The following is a 15,197-nucleotide window of genomic DNA, read 5'->3' on the forward strand; positions in this document are numbered from 1 at the left end:
GAGGCGAATGGAGAATGCGCCTTATTAGGGAAGGCAAAGCAACGTTAGGCGAGCCTGAGAAATTGTGGAAATTCGCAACCGGGTAACCTCCCTCGACATGACGAAAACTACGGAATCATTTGAATTCGAGATTCATCACGCGCACAGGGATGTTGCCGGGGGATGGTTGCGCCCGACCGTCTTCGGCATGATGGATGGGCTGTGCTCCAACCTGGCGCTGGTCGCCGGCGTCGCCGGTGCGCAGGGATCAACGAAGGCGGTCGCCCTCGCCGGGCTTGCCGGCCTGGTGGGCGGCGCCTTTTCGATGGGCACGGGCGAATATACGTCTGTGCGCAGTCAGAACGAGTCGATGCTCGCCGAAATCGAGGCCGAGCGACATGAGCTGCGCCATAACCCGCTGGCCGAGCAGCGGGAGCTCGCTGAGATGTATGTGAAGCGAGGCGTGGATCCGGAACTGGCGCAGGCAGTCTCGTACCAGCTCCTACGCGATCCCGATCAAGCCCTGGAAGTCCATGTCCGCGAGGAACTCGGCGTCGATCTCCACGACCTGCCCAATCCGTGGACGGCGGCGATTTCATCGTTCCTCTCCTTCGTCGCGGGAGCTGCGATTCCGCTGCTGCCCTATCTCCTGGGCATCGACGCGCTCGGCGTCGCCGCCGCGCTGACATTGGTCGCACTGTTCGTCGCAGGAGCGGTCGTCGCTCGATACACCACCCGAACCTGGTGGTACTCGGGTGCGCGACAGCTGCTTTTCGGACTCGCGTCGGCCGCTGTGACCTACGGCATCGGCCATCTCGTCGGGGCGGCGGTCGGATAGCGGCCGGTACGCCCCGGCATCCACGAAGTCCACGGCCATGGACCCGCGGAGTGTGGATCGGACCCAGCGCAGCGCCGGCTGTTATCGCGATCCTTCCGGCCCCGCCCGCGCTCGCCTCCGCGACGGAACGACCCAGGCCGGCTGAGCGCGAGGCGGAAGCTCGAACGGCGAGGTCGCCAGGCCGTTGTGTAAACCTTGGTTGACACCGGGCGGATGTAAACCTAAGTTGACAGCATGAACGATACGGCGCAGCTGGCGAGCGATGCCGGCAGCCGCGATCCCGGCATCGGACTGAGGGCGGTACGCGCCCTGCGGGTGCTGGTCGAGCGGCTTGAAGCACTACAGGTGGAGAACGCGCGGGCCCAGGGCTGGTCCTGGCAGGAGATCGCCGTCCTGCTGGGCGTCACCCGGCAGGCGGTTCACAAGAAGTACGCGGGCGGGCGCGGGCTACTGAGACGGGAGAAGTAGGGATGTTCGAGCGGTTCACCAGGGAAGCCCGGCAGACGGTCACCCAGGCGCAGGCACACGCCCGGCGCCTGAATCACCCCAAAATCGGCACCGAGCACCTGCTGCTCGGCCTCCTGGAGCAGCCGGACACCATGTCGGCGCGCATCCTGCACGAACACGGACTCACCTCCGAACGGGCGGAGGCGGAGGTGCTCCGGGCGTCGCGTCCGGATCCTCGGGGTGGCGACCTGGACGCCGACGCGCTGGAGGCGATCGGCATCGATCTCGCGGCCGTACGGGAACGCGTGGAGGCGGCGTTCGGGCCGGGCGCCCTCGACCGGGCTCCGAGCCGCGACCATCGCGGTCTGCTCGTCAGCGGTCGCCGCATCCCCTTCGACAGCGGAGCGAAGAAGGCCCTCGAACTGTCCCTGCGCGAGGCGATCGCCCTGAAGTGCAAGGAGATCCGCGACGGCCACATCCTCCTCGGCCTGCTGCGGGAGGCCGAGGGGCTCGGCGCGCGGGTGATCAGCTCATCGGGCATCGACATCGCCGCCCTCCGTACCGAACTGGAACGACTGCTCGCGCCGAGCGCTCGCCGGCCCCGCGCCTCCTGACCGGTCACCGGCGGTCGCGAGTGCCCGCGTTCTTCCCGCATCCGCTTTGGACGCGGGAGTCTGCGGGCACTCGCGACAGCCGACCACTCCCGCTCGTCAGCGGCGCCGTACGGGCCGGCGATCGGCGGCGCCGTCGGCGACGAGGTGCCACAACGAGGCCCACTGCTCGGCGGTCAGCTCCTTCGGCAGCGCGTTCGGTGCGACGCGCTCGGCGCGCATCCACTCGCGCACCGCCGTGCGGTCGAGCCGTCCGGTCCGGTCGAGGATCTCGCGCAGCCCGTGCCCCCTGCCGGTGAAGACCTGCTTGACGAAGTCCTGGTACCGCCCGCTGTCGGCGACGAGCGAGGTCTCTCGGCGAACCATGGTGAGCAGGCCGCCGTCGACCGAGGGCACGGGACGGAAGGACCGGGCCGGCACGCGCGAATGCACCTCGAACTCGTACCAGGGCCACCAGCTCGCGGTCAGCAGGGTGGCGCCTCCCACGCCCGCTCTGCGCCGGGCGACCTCCCACTGCACGAGCAGCACCGCCGCGCGCCACCGATCCTCGACGAGGAGACGCCGCATGATCGCGGTGGTCAGGTGGAAGGGAAGGTTGCCCACGATCACGTGAGGATGCCGGGGGAACCGGAAGCGCATGACGTCCGTGTTCACGACGACGACGTTCTGCGGGGTGCGCCGTTCCAGGCGCCGGGCGCGCCTGGGATCGATCTCCACCGCTGTGATGGACCGACCGTGCCTGCTCAGCGGCAGGGTCATGGCCCCGTCTCCCGGACCGATCTCCACGATCGGTCCGCGCGTACGCGCGATGAGCCGTTCGATGGTGGCGATGACCGAGGGGTCGACGAGGAAGTTCTGGCCGAGCTCGTGTCGGCCGCCCTGTGAAGGGTGATGCATGGGTTCGCTCCGCGCTGGACGGTCGGAGCCGGGCAGCACGCGATGCCGCACCGGCGATGACTCCGAGGTGCGGCGGAACTGGGAAAGGTGAGATCAGCCCGCCGCTAGGCGCGGCGGGTCCTGCAGTAACATGCGCACGCGCAGGCACAAAAAGCGCTACCCATGCCCGCACCCTACATGAGAAGTCCGAACCGTCCGATCAGCCCGAAGCCATCCGGCTGAGGTGCTCCCAGGCGTGGTAGAGCTCGGTTCGGGCACGGTCCGCGTCCTGGACGATGTCGTAGGACCGGCTGCCGAGGATCAGCCGCCGGGGCGGTTCCGGCAGTTTGGCCAGCTCCATGATGACGGGGGCGGCCGTGCGCGGGTCCGGGCCGGCGTCGTCGCCCCACATCTCCGCCATCTTCGTCCTCAGGGACTCATAGGCCGGATGGGGCGCGGTCGCCGTGGTGCCGGTGGTGAACAGCCCTGTGTCGTAGCCGCCCATCTGCACGATGGTGACCTTGATGCCGAACTGCTCGACCTCCATCGCCAGCGCCTCGCTGATCGAGTCGAGCGCCGTCTTGCCGGCGGCGTAGAACCCGACGGTGGCCATCCCGCCGCCGGAGGCCATCGAGGTGACCTGCAGGATGCGCCCGCCGCCCTGCGCCCGCAGGTGCGGGACCACGGCCTGCGCCACCCAGACCGCACCGAAGAAGTTGACGTCGAGATGCGCGCGGATCTGCTCCTCCGTGGCCTCCTCGACCATGCCGTACAACAGGCCGCCGGCGTTGTTCACGACCACGTCGAGCCGGCCGAACGCCGCCGCGGCCCGGTCCACACCCGCGCGTACGGCCTGGCGGTCGGAGACGTCCAGCGGAAGCCGTACGAGAGCGCCCGGATGCTCCGCAGCCAGGTCGGCGAGCGGCTCGACATCGCGGGCGGCGGCCACGACACGATCTCCGGAACCGAGGGCGGCCTCGGTGAACGCCCTGCCCAGACCGCGTGAAGCGCCGGTGATGAACCATACTTTCCCGGTCGTCACAGGGCATCATCTCCTTCTCAACAGTGAGACCTCACAAGCGAGACGGTTCGTCTCGTCTCGCAGACAGCCCCAGTGTGCACCGGAACTCCACCACTGTCAAGACGGACCGTTCCGTCTCGTTTCGACGTGAGCGCCCTGCCCAAGACTTTCCGCCCCTGACGGCCGTCCCGGTTGTCGTACGGCGCGCCCCGCCGGGCGTCGCCGATCACTTTCGGACGTAGGTGAGGACGACCATCCCGCTGTCGAGGGCGCGGGTCCCGGTGAGCTCGAAGTACGCCGGGGAGAAGTCGGCGGTGAACAGCGGGATGCCGGACCCGGCCACGACGGGATAGATCTTGATCACCAACTCGTCGATCTCGGGGAGCAGGGCACCGGCGAGGCGGGCGCCGCCGGCCAGGTAGATGCCCTTGCCGTCCTCGGCCTTGAGTTCACGGATCTTGGCGAGCACATCGCCGGTGACGATCTCGACGGCCGGGTCGGGGCTGCCGGCGATGCTCCCGGACACCACGTACTGGCGCATGTGCGCGTACGGGCTGGTCACGCCGATTTCCAACGCCGGCTCGTAGGTGACGCGCCCCTGCACCACGGTGTCGAAATCGCGGTTGCCGTCGTCGAGGCCGAGCTGGGGGCGGATATGAGACGGCGGCGTGTCCGGATAGTCGTCGCGGATGCAGTCGATGACATCCTGCGTCACCGGGAAGAAGTCGGCGGCGCCGTCCGGAGCGGCGATGAAGCCGTCGATGGTCATGCCGATGTAGTACGTGAGCTTTCGCATGCGCTTCTTTCGTCGAGTGGGGGTCCGGGGAACCGGCAGCGGCTATTTCTTGGTGTAGGTGAGGACGACCGCGCCGTTGCTGAACGTGCGGGTGTCGACCAGGTCGAACAGCTGGGGCCGGAACGGCGCACTGAAGATCGGGATGCCCGCGCCGATGACCACCGGGTATCGCTTGATGACCAGCTCGTCGATCTCGGACAGCAGGGAGCCGGCCAGCTTCCCTCCACCGCACAGCCAGATCCCGAGGCCGTCCTCCCGCTTGAGCCGGCGCACCAGCTCGACCGGGTCGCCGGACACCAGTTCCACCTCGGGTTCGGCGATCTCGCCCATGGTGGTGGAGACGACGTACTGGCGGAGGTGCCGGTACGGACTGGTCACCCCGCCCTCCATCACGGGCCGGTAGGTGCCGCGGCCCATCAGGACGGTGTCGAACCGCTTGTTGGCGACGCCGTCGAGCCCGGCCGGGCCGCGGAACGCGGTCGGGACGGTCTCGGGCCGCTCCGAGTTGAGGACCCGCACCATGTCCTCAGCCTCGGGGAAGAAGCCGAATCCCCCGTCGGGGTCGGCGATGAAGCCGTCGATCGTGGTGGCGACGTAGTACGTGAGCTTTCGCATCTGAACCCTCTTCGTGGTGCTGAACGACGGTGCTGAACGACCGGTGCCGGATGACGGTGCGCCGGTCAGCGGGCCGCGCCGGGCTTGGGCAGCGGCCGCGGGCGGGGCACGGAACGCGGCCGCGGAGTCTGGCGGCGGTCCGGACGGACGCCCGGCACGGGTGCGCCGCCCCCGCCCGGTACGGCCTTCGCGCCCGCGACGGTGGAGAGGGCGGTGAATTCAATTCGCATACGGAATCCCTTCAAAGCGTCTCGTCTGTAGTACTCTGCCTGGAGTGGTTAGACCGTAGTACTACATTTAGAGTGGTGTCAATCCGAGATCCATGGAGATTGCGATGCGGCAGAATCCGGCCCGGCGAGCGACGCTCGTCGACGCCGCCATTGAGGTGCTGGCCCGCGAAGGAGCACGCGGCCTGACCTTCCGCGCGGTGGACGTCGAGGCGAAGGTGCCGAACGGCACCGCGTCCAACTACTTCGCCAACCGCGACGACCTGCTCACCCAGGTGAGCGCCCGCGTCTACGAGCACTGGCAGCCCGACCCCTCCCTCTTCACGGACATCCTGGAGGGGCCGCACGACCGCGCCCAGGTGACCGCGGTGATGCGCGAGATCGTGGGCCGTCTGACGTCCTTCCCGGCGAGCTATCTGGCGTTGGTGGAGCTGCGCCTGGAGGCCACCCGCCGCCCCGAGCTGCGCTCCGTGCTCACCCGCAGGATCCAAGCCGACCTGGACGCCAACGTCGGCTTCCATCTGGAGGCGAAGATGCCAGGAGACGCCACCACGGTGAAGGTGCTCTACATGGCGCTGAACTGGCTGATCCTCGAACGGCTCACCCTGCCCGACCTCTTCCCCGAGGCGCAGGTGGACGACCTGATCGCGGACGTCGTCGAACGCATCCTGCCCTCGGACGCTCCTGTACGCGATGCATAGGCGACAGCGGCATTTCACGATCGACCGCCACCTGGGCGATCGCGGGAAGTGCGGCGGATTCGACGCGCGTGGGCGGTCACGATCCTGTAGACCAATTGCCGCAGGCGACGCGACACTCCCTACCACTGGATCGACATCCGAGCTACTGTGGATGTCATGACCGCGCCTTATGAGGATGTGCCCTTCAGCGAGCTACTCCATCATCCTGGCGCGACCACGCGCCGCCTGGACGCCGTCCGCGCGCTGCGGCTGCGGCGACGCGACGCGGGGGACCTCGCACTGATGCGCGTCGACCAGCTGGAGCGCGACACCACGGTCGTGGACTTCACCTCCCGCTTGTTGGCCGGGCTGGTACGGACCGAGAACATCGCCGCGCTGCGCCAGGCACTGCCCGAGGCCCTCCCGTGGAGCACCTTCCTGCCCGCCGAGGACATCGACACCCTCCTCTCCGAGCTGGTGGACACGGCACGCGGCGCGGTGGCCTTGGACAACCTCACTCCGATCGCCCTTCTGCTCACCCAGTGGCGGCACAGCGCCGAGATCTACGCGGACCCCGCCCTGTATTCCGTCCTCACCCGCGAGCCGGACGGCGATCTCGGACCGGCCGCCATGCCCGAGGCGGTGGAGTGAGCCCGAAGCGCGGAGACCGAGCCGCGCCGCCACCGATTGGCGATGAGTACGACCTCCGGTTTGCCAACACGGAGGCCGCTGATGGCTGGGAACACCTGAGCCGCCACGCAGCGGGCAACCTGCGCCGCGCCTTCGAGAAGATCCGCGTCACTCCCCGCGCCGCAGACGACCCCGACCGTCAGCACCGCCTCAAGGGCAAACTAGGCACCGGCACCTTCAAAGGCCAAGAGCTGGAACGCTGGCAGTACGAGGTCACCGGCGGCGGGCGCATCTGGTACCTGCTCGACGACGCCAGGCGCACCGCCTGGATCACCTATGCGGGCACAGGCCACCCCAAGGCCACGGACTGATCTTCCCCCGGCGCAGGAGGGAAATCGTGATGGGCTGCTTCTCATCACTCATGCTCATGCATGAATCATGAGCGCGGCAGAAGGTTCTCCCAGGAGATGGACAAGGCGTGAGACGTACATCATGTACGTCTCACGCCTTCGGGAAAGCGATCGGTGCGGCGGCGGGCCGCCGCACCGGCAGGTTCTTACTTGGACGCCTTCAGGTAGTCGGCGTTCATGCGGGCGATCGCGTCGAGGGGGATGCCCTTCGGGCAGACCGCGGTGCACTCACCCGTGTTGGTGCAGCCGCCGAAGCCCTCCAGGTCCATCTGCTCGACCATGGCCTTGGCCCGCGAGTCGCGCTCCGGCTGGCCCTGCGGCAGCAGGCCCAGGTGGGTGATCTTCGCGGCGGTGAACAGCGAGGCCGAGCCGTTCGGGCAGGCCGCCACGCAGGCGCCGCAGCCGATGCAGGTGGCCGCGTCGAAGGCCGCGTCCGCGTCCTCCTTCTTCACCGGGACGCTGTGCGCGTCCGGCGCCGAGCCCGCGGGCACGCTGATGAAGCCGCCGGCCTGGATGATCCGGTCGAACGCCGCCCGGTCCACGACCAGGTCCTTCACCACCGGGAAGGGCGCGGCGCGCCACGGCTCGATGGTGATCTCGTCGCCGTCCTTGAAGTGCCGCATGTGGAGCTGGCAGGTGGTGGTGGCGCGCTGCTCGCCGTGCGCCACGCCGTTGATCACCATGCCGCACATGCCGCAGATGCCCTCGCGGCAGTCGTGGTCGAAGGCGACCGGGTCGTCGCCCGCGAGGATCAGCCGCTCGTTGAGTACGTCCAGCATCTCCAGGAAGGACATGTCCGGCGAGACGTCCTCGACCTTGTAGGTCACCATCCGTCCTTCGTCGGACGGACCGTTCTGACGCCAGACCTTCAGGGTCAGATTCATGCTCATCGTTCGCTCACCGCTCCTCATTCGCTACGCGAAAAGCTTGCTGCGCGGCGCTTTTCACTCCGCTCATTGCGTCGGGCTCGCTCACTTGTAGCTCCGCTGGGTCATCTTGACGTACTCGTACTCGAGCGCTTCCTTGTGCAGGGTCGGGCCGTCGGGGCCCCACTCCCAGGCCGCGACGTAGGCGAAGTTCTCGTCGTCGCGCAGTGCCTCGCCGTCCGCGTCCTGGGACTCGGCGCGGAAGTGGCCGCCGCAGGACTCCGTGCGGTGCAGCGCGTCGATGCACATGAGCTCGGCGAGGTCGAAGAAGTCGGCGACCCGCCCGGCCCGCTCCAGCGCCTGGTTGAGCCCCTCGGGGTCACCCGGCACCTTCACGTTGTTCCAGAACTCCTCACGGAGCTCGGGGATCCGCTCCAGGGCCTTGCGCAGCGACTCCTCGGTGCGCTCCATGCCGCAGTAGTCCCACATGATCTTGCCGAGCTCCCGGTGGTAGGAGTCGGCGGTGCGGGTGCCGTTCACGCTCAGCAGCTTGTCGATCTTCTGCTGGACGGCCTCGCGCGCCTGCTCCACCTCCGCCGGGTCCACGTCGCCGAACGACTTCACGTTCGCGAGGTAGTCGCCGACCGTGGTCGGGAGCACGAAGTACCCGTCGGCCAGGCCCTGCATCAGCGCGGACGCGCCGAGGCGGTTGGCGCCGTGGTCGGAGAAGTTCGCCTCGCCGACCACGAACAGACCGGGGATCGTGGACTGCAGGTCGTAGTCCACCCAGAGGCCGCCCATCGTGTAGTGGACGGCGGGGTAGATGCGCATCGGCGTCTCGTACGGGTTCTCCCCGGTGATGCGCTCGTACATCTCGAAGAGGTTGCCGTACTTCTTCTCGACGGCGTCCCGGCCGAGCCGGGCGATCGCGTCGGCGAAGTCGAGGTAGACGCCGAGACCGCCGGGGCCGACACCGCGACCCTCGTCGCAGACGTTCTTGGCCGCCCGGGAGGCGATGTCACGCGGCACCAGGTTTCCAAAAGCGGGATAAATCCGCTCAAGGTAGTAGTCGCGCTCGTCCTCGGGGATGTCGGCCGGCTTGCGCGCGTCGCTCTTGGCGAGCGGCACCCACACGCGGCCGTCGTTGCGCAGCGACTCCGACATGAGCGTCAGCTTCGACTGGTAGTCGCCGCTGACCGGGATGCAGGTCGGGTGGATCTGCGTGTAGCACGGGTTGGCGAACATCGCGCCGCGCTGGTGCGCGCGCCAGATCGCCGTCGTGTTGCAGCCCTTGGCGTTCGTGGACAGGAAGAACACGTTGCCGTAGCCGCCGGTCGCGAGCACGACCGCGTCGGCCAGGTGGGTCTCGATCTCGCCGGTCACCATGTCGCGCACGATGACGCCGCGGGCCCGGCCGTCGCTGATCACCAGGTCGAGCATCTCGTGCCGGGTGTGCATCTCGACGGTCCCGGCCGCGATCTGCCGCTCCAGGGCCGAGTACGCGCCCAGCAGGAGCTGCTGGCCCGTCTGGCCGCGGGCGTAGAAGGTGCGGGACACCTGCGCGCCACCGAAGGAGCGGGTGTCGAGCAGGCCGCCGTACTCGCGGGCGAACGGAACGCCCTGGGCCACGGCCTGGTCGATGATGTTCACGCTGACCTGGGCCAGCCGGTACACGTTGGACTCGCGGGCGCGGAAGTCGCCGCCCTTGACCGTGTCGTAGAAGAGCCGGTAGACGCTGTCGCCGTCACCGCGGTAGTTCTTCGCGGCGTTGATCCCGCCCTGTGCGGCGATGGAGTGCGCGCGCCGGGGCGTGTCCTGGTAGCAGAACGACTTGACCTGGTACCCGAGCTCGCCGAGGGTGGCCGCGGCCGACCCGCCCGCGAGGCCGGTGCCGACCACGATGACGTTGATCTTGCGCTTGTTGGCCGGGTTGACCAGCTTCGCCGAGAAACGGCGCTTGTCCCAGCGGTCCTCGATCGGGCCCTCGGGCGCCTTCGTGTCCCGGATCGGCTCGCCGACCTTGTAGTGATGCGTCTGGTCGCTCACTTGATCACTCCGATCATCACCCCGACGGGCACGGCCAGGAAGCCGACCACGAGAACCAGCGACACCAGCGCCGCGCCCGCCTTCAACTTCCCGTAGCTGCGTCCGCCGGCCAGGCCCAGCGTCTGGAAGGCGCTCCACAGGCCGTGCCGCAGGTGCAGACCGACCATGATCATCGCCACGACGTAGAAGAGGGTGACCCACCAGCGCGAGGGGTCGAAGCCCGCAACCAGCCGGTCGTACGGATCCGCGTCGAAGCCCTTGGGGTTCACCGCGCCGAAGGTCATGTCCAGCAGGTGCCAGATGACGAACAGCAGGATGATGACCCCGCCGTACCGCATGGTGTGGGTGGCGTAGCCGTTGGCCTGGGACTTGCGCTTCGCGGCGTACTTCACCGGCCGGGCCTGGGCCGCGCGGCGGGCGAGGGACACGGCGGACCACATGTGCAGGACCACCGCGACCACGAGAGCGATCTCGACGACGGTCAGCAGGACGCGGTAGGGCACGGCGGGCGAGCCCATGGTCCGCAGCCATTCGGCATAGTGGTTGAAGGCGTCCGCTCCGAAGAACGCCTTGAGGTTGCCGACCATGTGGCCGAGGAGGAAGAGCACCAGGACCGCACCCGTGACGGCCATGACGGCCTTCTTGCCGTTCGACGAGGCGAAGAAGCCCGGGCGCCGGCGTGTGGGGGGATTTTTCTGCGCTGCGTGGGGTGCGACCGACGTGGTGGCCGCTCCCCGGTCTATCGTGGCTGTCACAGCTGTTCACGCTAGGTTCGGGTTCCGAAACGAGTCCAAGTCATCGCAGGCGTCGTTCCGATAGCCGCAGGCTATGACCTCTGGCCGTCGGGGCTTATCCGTTCCGGAGGCCTCGCCCTGATGCGACAAATCTCACAGCCGTACGCTTGGGAGGCGTGCAGCTCCAGCAACTCGCGTACTTCGTGGCGGTGGCCGAAACCCGGCACTTCACTCATGCCGCCGAGCGGATGCGGGTTGCCCAGCCCTCGCTGAGCAAGCAGATCAGGACTCTGGAGACCGAGCTCGGCGCGCCCCTGTTCAGCCGGGCGCGCGGCAACGTGACACTCACCCCGGCCGGTGAGGCGCTACTGCCGCTCGCCCGCCGGATGCTGGCCGACGCCGAGACCGCGCGCCGCGAGGTCGCCGAGCTGGCCGGGCTGCGCCGCGGCCGGGTCCGGCTCGGCGCGACGCCGTCCCTGTGCGCGGGTCTGCTGGCCGACGCCCTCGCCCGCTTCCACCGGGACTACCCGGGCGTCGAACTGCTCGTGGAGGAGAGCGGCTCCCGCGACCTGGTACGCGACCTGGCCAGGGGGCAGCTCGATCTCGCGCTCATCATCCTGCCGCTGCAGAGCAGCGACCCCTCCCTCGTGACCGAGGAGATCCTCCGCGAGAACCTCGTCGTCGCCTCTCCCCCGGGACGCAACAAGCCGTACATGCGGATCGAGGACCTGCGCGGGCGGCCGCTGGTGATGTTCCGGCGCGGCTACGACCTGCGCGAGGCGACGCTCGCCGCGTGCCGGCAGGCGGGGTTCGAGCCGCGCTTCGCGGTCGAGGGCGGCGAGATGGACGCGGTGCTGCGCTTCGTCGAGGCGGGGCTCGGCGTCGCGGTGGTGCCGTCCATGGTGCTGGACGGCCGGCCGGGCCTCGCGGGCACCCCGCTCGCCCCTCCGGGGCTGCGCCGCACCGTCGCGCTGGCGCACCGCAAGGACGTCGAGCCGACCCGCGCGGCCCAGGCGTTCCGCGCGACCCTGCTCTTCTATCTCGTCGAGGCGGCGCACCACGGCAGCCTGCCGCAGGGGATCGAGCTCATCTGCGCGGACTGACGGGTCCCCGCCGGTGATGAGGCCGCGCTCCATCTCGGACCGCTTCCGAGCGGCGTTCACTCCCTCGCCCCGATGACGTCGGCCGGCCTGTCACGCAGGACCAACCGGGCGGGGACGACGGTGGCGACCAGGGCCAGCGCCGCCGCCGCCGCGACCACCGCCAGATAGGTCACCGGCGGCATGTACGGCGTGGCCGATCCGGTCATCCCCGTGCTGAACGCGGTGAGCGTCACCAGGGCGACGCCCGTGCCGAGTGCCGCCGAGACCAGCACCGCGACGAAGGTCTCCCAGCGCAGCATGCGCATGATCTGCCGCCGGGTGGTGCCGACGAGGCGGAGCAGCGCGAACTCGCGGGCCCGGTCGGAGGTCGCCATCGCGAGCGTGTTGACGACCGCGATCGCGGTGAAGGCGATGATCAGGCCCATCGCCACGTAGTTGACCTCGGCGTTGGCGGGTGCGGCGGTCGCCTCGACCCGGTCGAGCACGCCCATGCCCGGACGGTCGCGCAGGGTGGCGGCCAGCGCGGCCCGGTCCACCGATGGGGCGGCCACGAGCACGGTCCGAGCCAGCGGGTCGTCCACGTGCGCCGCAACCAGATCGTGCGGCAGCGTGAGGTCGGCGAAGCCCAGACCTCGGGAGTAGACGGCGGCGACCGTGAGCGTGGCGGGGGTGCCGTCGCCGAGCGTCAGCGCCACCGGGTCGCCGACGGACACGCCCAGGCCCTCCGCCGCGGTCTCGCTGACCGCGAGCGTGCCCGCGCCCATGCGGTCCACGGAGCCCTTCCGCACGTCGAGGTCCATGGTGGACGCGAGACCTTCGGGTGTCACGGCCTGCGCGCCGTACCTCGTCAGGCCGACCCGGACCGAGGTGCGCAGGACCTCGGTCACCGCCACCACGCCCGGCACCTTACGTACGGAGTCGGCCGCCGCCTCGGAGACGCGCGGTCCGAGGACGTAATCGGCGCGGGTCCCGGCGCGGGCCTGCTCCTGGGCCGCATGCCCCATGGTCGTCTGGACGAACAGGATCGTGCAGGTCATCGCCACCATCAGGCTGAGTGGGGTGACGACGGCGGCGAGGCGGCCGGTGGACGTCCGCAGATTGGCCGCGGCGAGGTGCCCGCCCACCCGGAAGGCGCGCATCGGCGCCCCGAGCACGGTGGCGGCGACCTTGGCGATGACGGGGCCGAGCAGGGCGATCGCGGTCGTCCACACCAGCGCGGTCAGCATGGTCACCGGGCTGGACGCGGCCTCGATCGACAGCGTGGACAGCACCAGCGTGAGCGTGACGGCGGCAGCGAGGCAGAGCAGCCCGGCGGCCAACCGGCCCTTGGGCAGCCCGGCCCGGCGCAGCGCGGCCTCGCCCAGCGCCTCGACCGGCCGGATTCTGACGGTGCGGCGGGCGGAGATCCTGGCCGCGGCCCACGCCGCCAGCAGGGTCGCCCCGAGCGCGGCGAAAACGGGGAACGGGCTCAGCACCAGGTCGAGGTTCGACGGCATCGCGCCGAGGTCCACGAACCGCGACCGCAGCCAGAACGCCAGCCCGACCCCCAGCGCGGAGCCCGGGACGCCCGCGACCAGGCCGATGAGCAGGGCCTCGCCGCCGAGCATCTTCCTGATCTGCCGGGGCGTGGCGGCGACCGCGCGGAGCAGCGCGATCTCTCGCTGGCGCTGCTGGATCGACAGCGCGAACGTGCCCACGACCACGAGGATCGCGACCAGCAGCGAGGTACCGCCCAGCGCGCCACCGAGGCTGATCAGCTTGATCCTGGCGTTCTCGGCGGCGAGGAACTCGACCGTGCCACGGTCGTCCCCGGTGTAGGCGAGTGTGTTCGTGCCTTTCAGCACCGCGTTCACGCCCGCCGAAACGGCCGTGACATCCCCCTCGGGGAAGACACCGATCGCGCTGACGGAGTCGGCCGCGCGCCCGCCCAGCAGCCCGGCCAGCCTGCGGGCCTCCGCCGTGCCGAAGAACAGGGTGGCCTGGCTGTCCAGCGCCTCCGCCGTCACGCCGACCACGCGGTACTCGCCCGCGGCCTCGACGGTGAGCCGCGCTCCGACGGCCAGCCCCGACGCGGCGTCGGCGACCACCTCTCGGGCCGCTCCCGGCGCGCGTCCCGCACGCAGGGTGAAGGGGGTCAACGCGGCGGATTCCCAGCCGTGGCCGGTGAACGTGGCACCGCCGGAATGGACGGGGAAGGTCACCTCGGCGACCACCGAGCGCACGCCGGGGACGCCCGCCAGCCGGTCGGCGAGAGAGGCGGGCACCCAGGCCCGCTCGGACAGCGGCTTGGCCTTGACCTTCGTCTTGACCTCGCCGTCCCCCTTCTCCTTCTTGATCGTCTCGCGGACGTTCTGGTCCCCGGCGACCAGCAGGGGAGCGCCCATGTACCGCTCGGGCCGAATCTGGCCGCGCAGCCCGGTCTCCAGCAGGGCGCCGCAGGCGCAGACGAGCGCGGCGGCACACAGGAGCGCGAAGAACGCTCCGGCGAAGCCGGCCTTGCGGCTCCGCATTGTCTGCAGGGCGAACCCGAACATCACACCCACGCTCCCAACCGGGTCATGCGGTCGGCGACCCTGTCGGCCGTCGGGGCGCTCATCGTGTCGACGATGCGGCCGTCGGCGAGGAACAGCACCGTGTCGGCGTACGACGCGGCCACCGGGTCGTGGGTCACCATCACCACCGTCTGGCCGAGGCCGTCGACCACCTCCCTGAGCAGGGTGAGCACATCGCGTGCCGTCACCGTGTCGAGCGCGCCGGTCGGCTCGTCGCCGAACACGACCTCGGGCCGGGTGACCAGCGCCCTGGCGATCGCCACCCGCTGCTGCTGCCCGCCGGAGAGCTGCGCGGGGCGGTGGCCGGTACGGCCGTCGAGCTTGACCCGCCGGACGACCTCGTCCAGCCAGGGCCGGTCCACAGCGGACCCGGCCAGCCGCAGCGGGAGCGTGATGTTCTCCGACACCGTCAGGGACGAGACCAGGTTGAACGCCTGGAACACGAAGCCGACCCGCTCCCGGCGCAGTTCGGTCAGCCGAGTCTCGTCCATCCCCGCCAGCTCGGTGCCGCCGAGCCGTACCGAACCTGAGGTCGGCCGGTCCAGCCCCGCCGCGCAGTGGAGGAACGTGCTCTTGCCCGAACCGGACGGCCCCATCACGGCGGTGAAGCCCCCGCGCGGGATGCCGATCGTCACCTCGCGCAAGGCGGCCACCGCGCCCTGCCCCTTGCCATACACCTTGCTCACGGCGTCCAGCCGTACCGCGTCGTTCATGGAATCAAGCCTGCTGAACCGGGGAAACGCGGACCAGAGAGCCGATCACGAGT

At 69.7% G+C, this 15,197-nt stretch carries 17 protein-coding genes; 7 read left to right on the forward strand and 10 right to left on the reverse strand.

Annotation, left to right across the window (positions count from 1 at the left end):
* Window positions 1-97: 97 nt before the first annotated feature.
* The 3 genes from ACQP1V_RS39650 (at window position 98) to ACQP1V_RS39660 (ending at window position 1,878) form a co-directional block, all read left to right on the forward strand.
* The gene (locus tag ACQP1V_RS39650; protein ID WP_433416216.1) at window positions 98-817 is read left to right on the forward strand and encodes a VIT1/CCC1 transporter family protein; all 720 of its coding nucleotides are present in this window, start codon (window positions 98-100) and stop codon (window positions 815-817) included.
* 234 nt (window positions 818-1,051) lie between these two features.
* Window positions 1,052-1,285, forward strand: coding sequence for an RNA polymerase subunit sigma-70 (locus tag ACQP1V_RS39655; protein ID WP_067135547.1), 234 nt, complete (start codon window positions 1,052-1,054; stop codon window positions 1,283-1,285).
* Between the two features lie 2 nt (window positions 1,286-1,287).
* Complete coding sequence (locus ACQP1V_RS39660; protein WP_387409239.1) at window positions 1,288-1,878, forward strand: Clp protease N-terminal domain-containing protein; 591 nt, start codon at window positions 1,288-1,290, stop codon at window positions 1,876-1,878.
* A 96-nt stretch (window positions 1,879-1,974) separates the two neighbouring features.
* Here the strand turns inward: ACQP1V_RS39660 and erm are convergent, their stop codons facing one another.
* The 5 genes from erm to ACQP1V_RS39685 all read right to left on the reverse strand — a co-directional run bounded on the left by erm (window position 1,975) and on the right by ACQP1V_RS39685 (window position 5,413).
* Window positions 1,975-2,772 carry a 23S ribosomal RNA methyltransferase Erm gene (erm, locus tag ACQP1V_RS39665; RefSeq protein WP_433416219.1) on the reverse strand — a complete coding sequence of 266 codons (798 nt, stop codon included), beginning with the start codon at window positions 2,770-2,772 and terminating at the stop codon, window positions 1,975-1,977.
* A gap of 199 nt (window positions 2,773-2,971) precedes the next feature.
* The gene (locus ACQP1V_RS39670; RefSeq protein ID WP_433416222.1) at window positions 2,972-3,793 is read right to left on the reverse strand and encodes an SDR family NAD(P)-dependent oxidoreductase; all 822 of its coding nucleotides are present in this window, start codon (window positions 3,791-3,793) and stop codon (window positions 2,972-2,974) included.
* Between the two features lie 205 nt (window positions 3,794-3,998).
* Window positions 3,999-4,568: a dihydrofolate reductase family protein gene (locus ACQP1V_RS39675; RefSeq protein ID WP_433416225.1), complete on the reverse strand. Its 570-nt coding sequence runs from the start codon at window positions 4,566-4,568 to the stop codon at window positions 3,999-4,001.
* Window positions 4,569-4,610: 42 nt separating this feature from the next.
* On the reverse strand, window positions 4,611-5,183 hold the full coding sequence (locus ACQP1V_RS39680) for a dihydrofolate reductase family protein (RefSeq protein WP_433416228.1): 573 nt from the start codon (window positions 5,181-5,183) through the stop codon (window positions 4,611-4,613).
* Window positions 5,184-5,248: 65 nt separating this feature from the next.
* Window positions 5,249-5,413, reverse strand: a complete 165-nt coding sequence (locus tag ACQP1V_RS39685; RefSeq protein WP_432868151.1) for a hypothetical protein — start codon at window positions 5,411-5,413, stop codon at window positions 5,249-5,251.
* A 104-nt stretch (window positions 5,414-5,517) separates the two neighbouring features.
* Here ACQP1V_RS39685 and ACQP1V_RS39690 point away from each other — a divergent pair, with 104 nt between their 5' ends.
* The 3 genes from ACQP1V_RS39690 (at window position 5,518) to ACQP1V_RS39700 (ending at window position 7,091) form a co-directional block, all read left to right on the forward strand.
* Entirely contained in the window at window positions 5,518-6,111 is a 594-nt protein-coding gene (locus ACQP1V_RS39690) for a TetR/AcrR family transcriptional regulator (protein ID WP_433416231.1), read from the forward strand.
* Window positions 6,112-6,267: 156 nt separating this feature from the next.
* The gene (locus ACQP1V_RS39695; protein WP_433416234.1) at window positions 6,268-6,741 is read left to right on the forward strand and encodes a hypothetical protein; all 474 of its coding nucleotides are present in this window, start codon (window positions 6,268-6,270) and stop codon (window positions 6,739-6,741) included.
* A complete protein-coding gene (locus ACQP1V_RS39700) occupies window positions 6,738-7,091 on the forward strand; it encodes a hypothetical protein (protein ID WP_433416237.1) in 354 nt (117 codons plus the stop codon). The genes ACQP1V_RS39695 and ACQP1V_RS39700 overlap by 4 nt, the downstream gene beginning before the upstream one ends.
* A 185-nt stretch (window positions 7,092-7,276) precedes the next feature.
* Here ACQP1V_RS39700 and ACQP1V_RS39705 read toward each other — a convergent pair whose 3' ends face one another.
* The 3 genes from ACQP1V_RS39705 to ACQP1V_RS39715 form a co-directional block, all read right to left on the reverse strand.
* Complete coding sequence (locus tag ACQP1V_RS39705) at window positions 7,277-8,014, reverse strand: succinate dehydrogenase/fumarate reductase iron-sulfur subunit (RefSeq protein ID WP_387409230.1); 738 nt, start codon at window positions 8,012-8,014, stop codon at window positions 7,277-7,279.
* 87 nt (window positions 8,015-8,101) lie between these two features.
* Window positions 8,102-10,042 carry a fumarate reductase/succinate dehydrogenase flavoprotein subunit gene (locus ACQP1V_RS39710; protein WP_433416240.1) on the reverse strand — a complete coding sequence of 647 codons (1,941 nt, stop codon included), beginning with the start codon at window positions 10,040-10,042 and terminating at the stop codon, window positions 8,102-8,104.
* Window positions 10,039-10,797, reverse strand: a complete 759-nt coding sequence (locus tag ACQP1V_RS39715) for a succinate dehydrogenase cytochrome b subunit (RefSeq protein WP_084259092.1) — start codon at window positions 10,795-10,797, stop codon at window positions 10,039-10,041. The genes ACQP1V_RS39710 and ACQP1V_RS39715 overlap by 4 nt, the downstream gene beginning before the upstream one ends.
* Before the next feature lie 155 nt (window positions 10,798-10,952).
* Here ACQP1V_RS39715 and ACQP1V_RS39720 point away from each other — a divergent pair, with 155 nt between their 5' ends.
* Window positions 10,953-11,879, forward strand: a complete 927-nt coding sequence (locus ACQP1V_RS39720; protein WP_067135522.1) for a LysR family transcriptional regulator — start codon at window positions 10,953-10,955, stop codon at window positions 11,877-11,879.
* A 56-nt stretch (window positions 11,880-11,935) separates the two neighbouring features.
* Here ACQP1V_RS39720 and ACQP1V_RS39725 read toward each other — a convergent pair whose 3' ends face one another.
* Both ACQP1V_RS39725 and ACQP1V_RS39730 read right to left on the reverse strand, forming a co-directional pair.
* On the reverse strand, window positions 11,936-14,413 hold the full coding sequence (locus tag ACQP1V_RS39725) for an FtsX-like permease family protein (protein WP_433426110.1): 2,478 nt from the start codon (window positions 14,411-14,413) through the stop codon (window positions 11,936-11,938).
* A complete protein-coding gene (locus tag ACQP1V_RS39730) occupies window positions 14,413-15,144 on the reverse strand; it encodes an ABC transporter ATP-binding protein (RefSeq protein ID WP_067135518.1) in 732 nt (243 codons plus the stop codon). The genes ACQP1V_RS39725 and ACQP1V_RS39730 overlap by 1 nt, the downstream gene beginning before the upstream one ends.
* Window positions 15,145-15,197: the final 53 nt, after the last annotated feature.

This window comes from Microtetraspora malaysiensis (assembly GCF_050947145.1).
GTDB lineage: Bacteria > Actinomycetota > Actinomycetes > Streptosporangiales > Streptosporangiaceae > Microtetraspora_A > Microtetraspora_A malaysiensis.

Bases quoted from the DNA above. Each gene is read 5' to 3' on its own strand.
- ACQP1V_RS39650 (WP_433416216.1), top strand. From the start codon at position 98: ATGACGAAAACTACGGAATCATTTGAATTCGAGATTCATCACGCGCAC.
- ACQP1V_RS39655 (WP_067135547.1), top strand. From the start codon at position 1,052: ATGAACGATACGGCGCAGCTGGCGAGCGATGCCGGCAGCCGCGATCCC.
- ACQP1V_RS39660 (WP_387409239.1), top strand. From the start codon at position 1,288: ATGTTCGAGCGGTTCACCAGGGAAGCCCGGCAGACGGTCACCCAGGCG.
- erm (WP_433416219.1), bottom strand. From the start codon at position 2,772: ATGCATCACCCTTCACAGGGCGGCCGACACGAGCTCGGCCAGAACTTC.
- ACQP1V_RS39675 (WP_433416225.1), bottom strand. From the start codon at position 4,568: ATGCGAAAGCTCACGTACTACATCGGCATGACCATCGACGGCTTCATC.
- ACQP1V_RS39680 (WP_433416228.1), bottom strand. From the start codon at position 5,183: ATGCGAAAGCTCACGTACTACGTCGCCACCACGATCGACGGCTTCATC.
- ACQP1V_RS39685 (WP_432868151.1), bottom strand. From the start codon at position 5,413: ATGCGAATTGAATTCACCGCCCTCTCCACCGTCGCGGGCGCGAAGGCC.
- ACQP1V_RS39690 (WP_433416231.1), top strand. From the start codon at position 5,518: ATGCGGCAGAATCCGGCCCGGCGAGCGACGCTCGTCGACGCCGCCATT.
- ACQP1V_RS39695 (WP_433416234.1), top strand. From the start codon at position 6,268: ATGACCGCGCCTTATGAGGATGTGCCCTTCAGCGAGCTACTCCATCAT.
- ACQP1V_RS39705 (WP_387409230.1), bottom strand. From the start codon at position 8,014: ATGAATCTGACCCTGAAGGTCTGGCGTCAGAACGGTCCGTCCGACGAA.
- ACQP1V_RS39725 (WP_433426110.1), bottom strand. From the start codon at position 14,413: ATGTTCGGGTTCGCCCTGCAGACAATGCGGAGCCGCAAGGCCGGCTTC.
- ACQP1V_RS39730 (WP_067135518.1), bottom strand. From the start codon at position 15,144: ATGAACGACGCGGTACGGCTGGACGCCGTGAGCAAGGTGTATGGCAAG.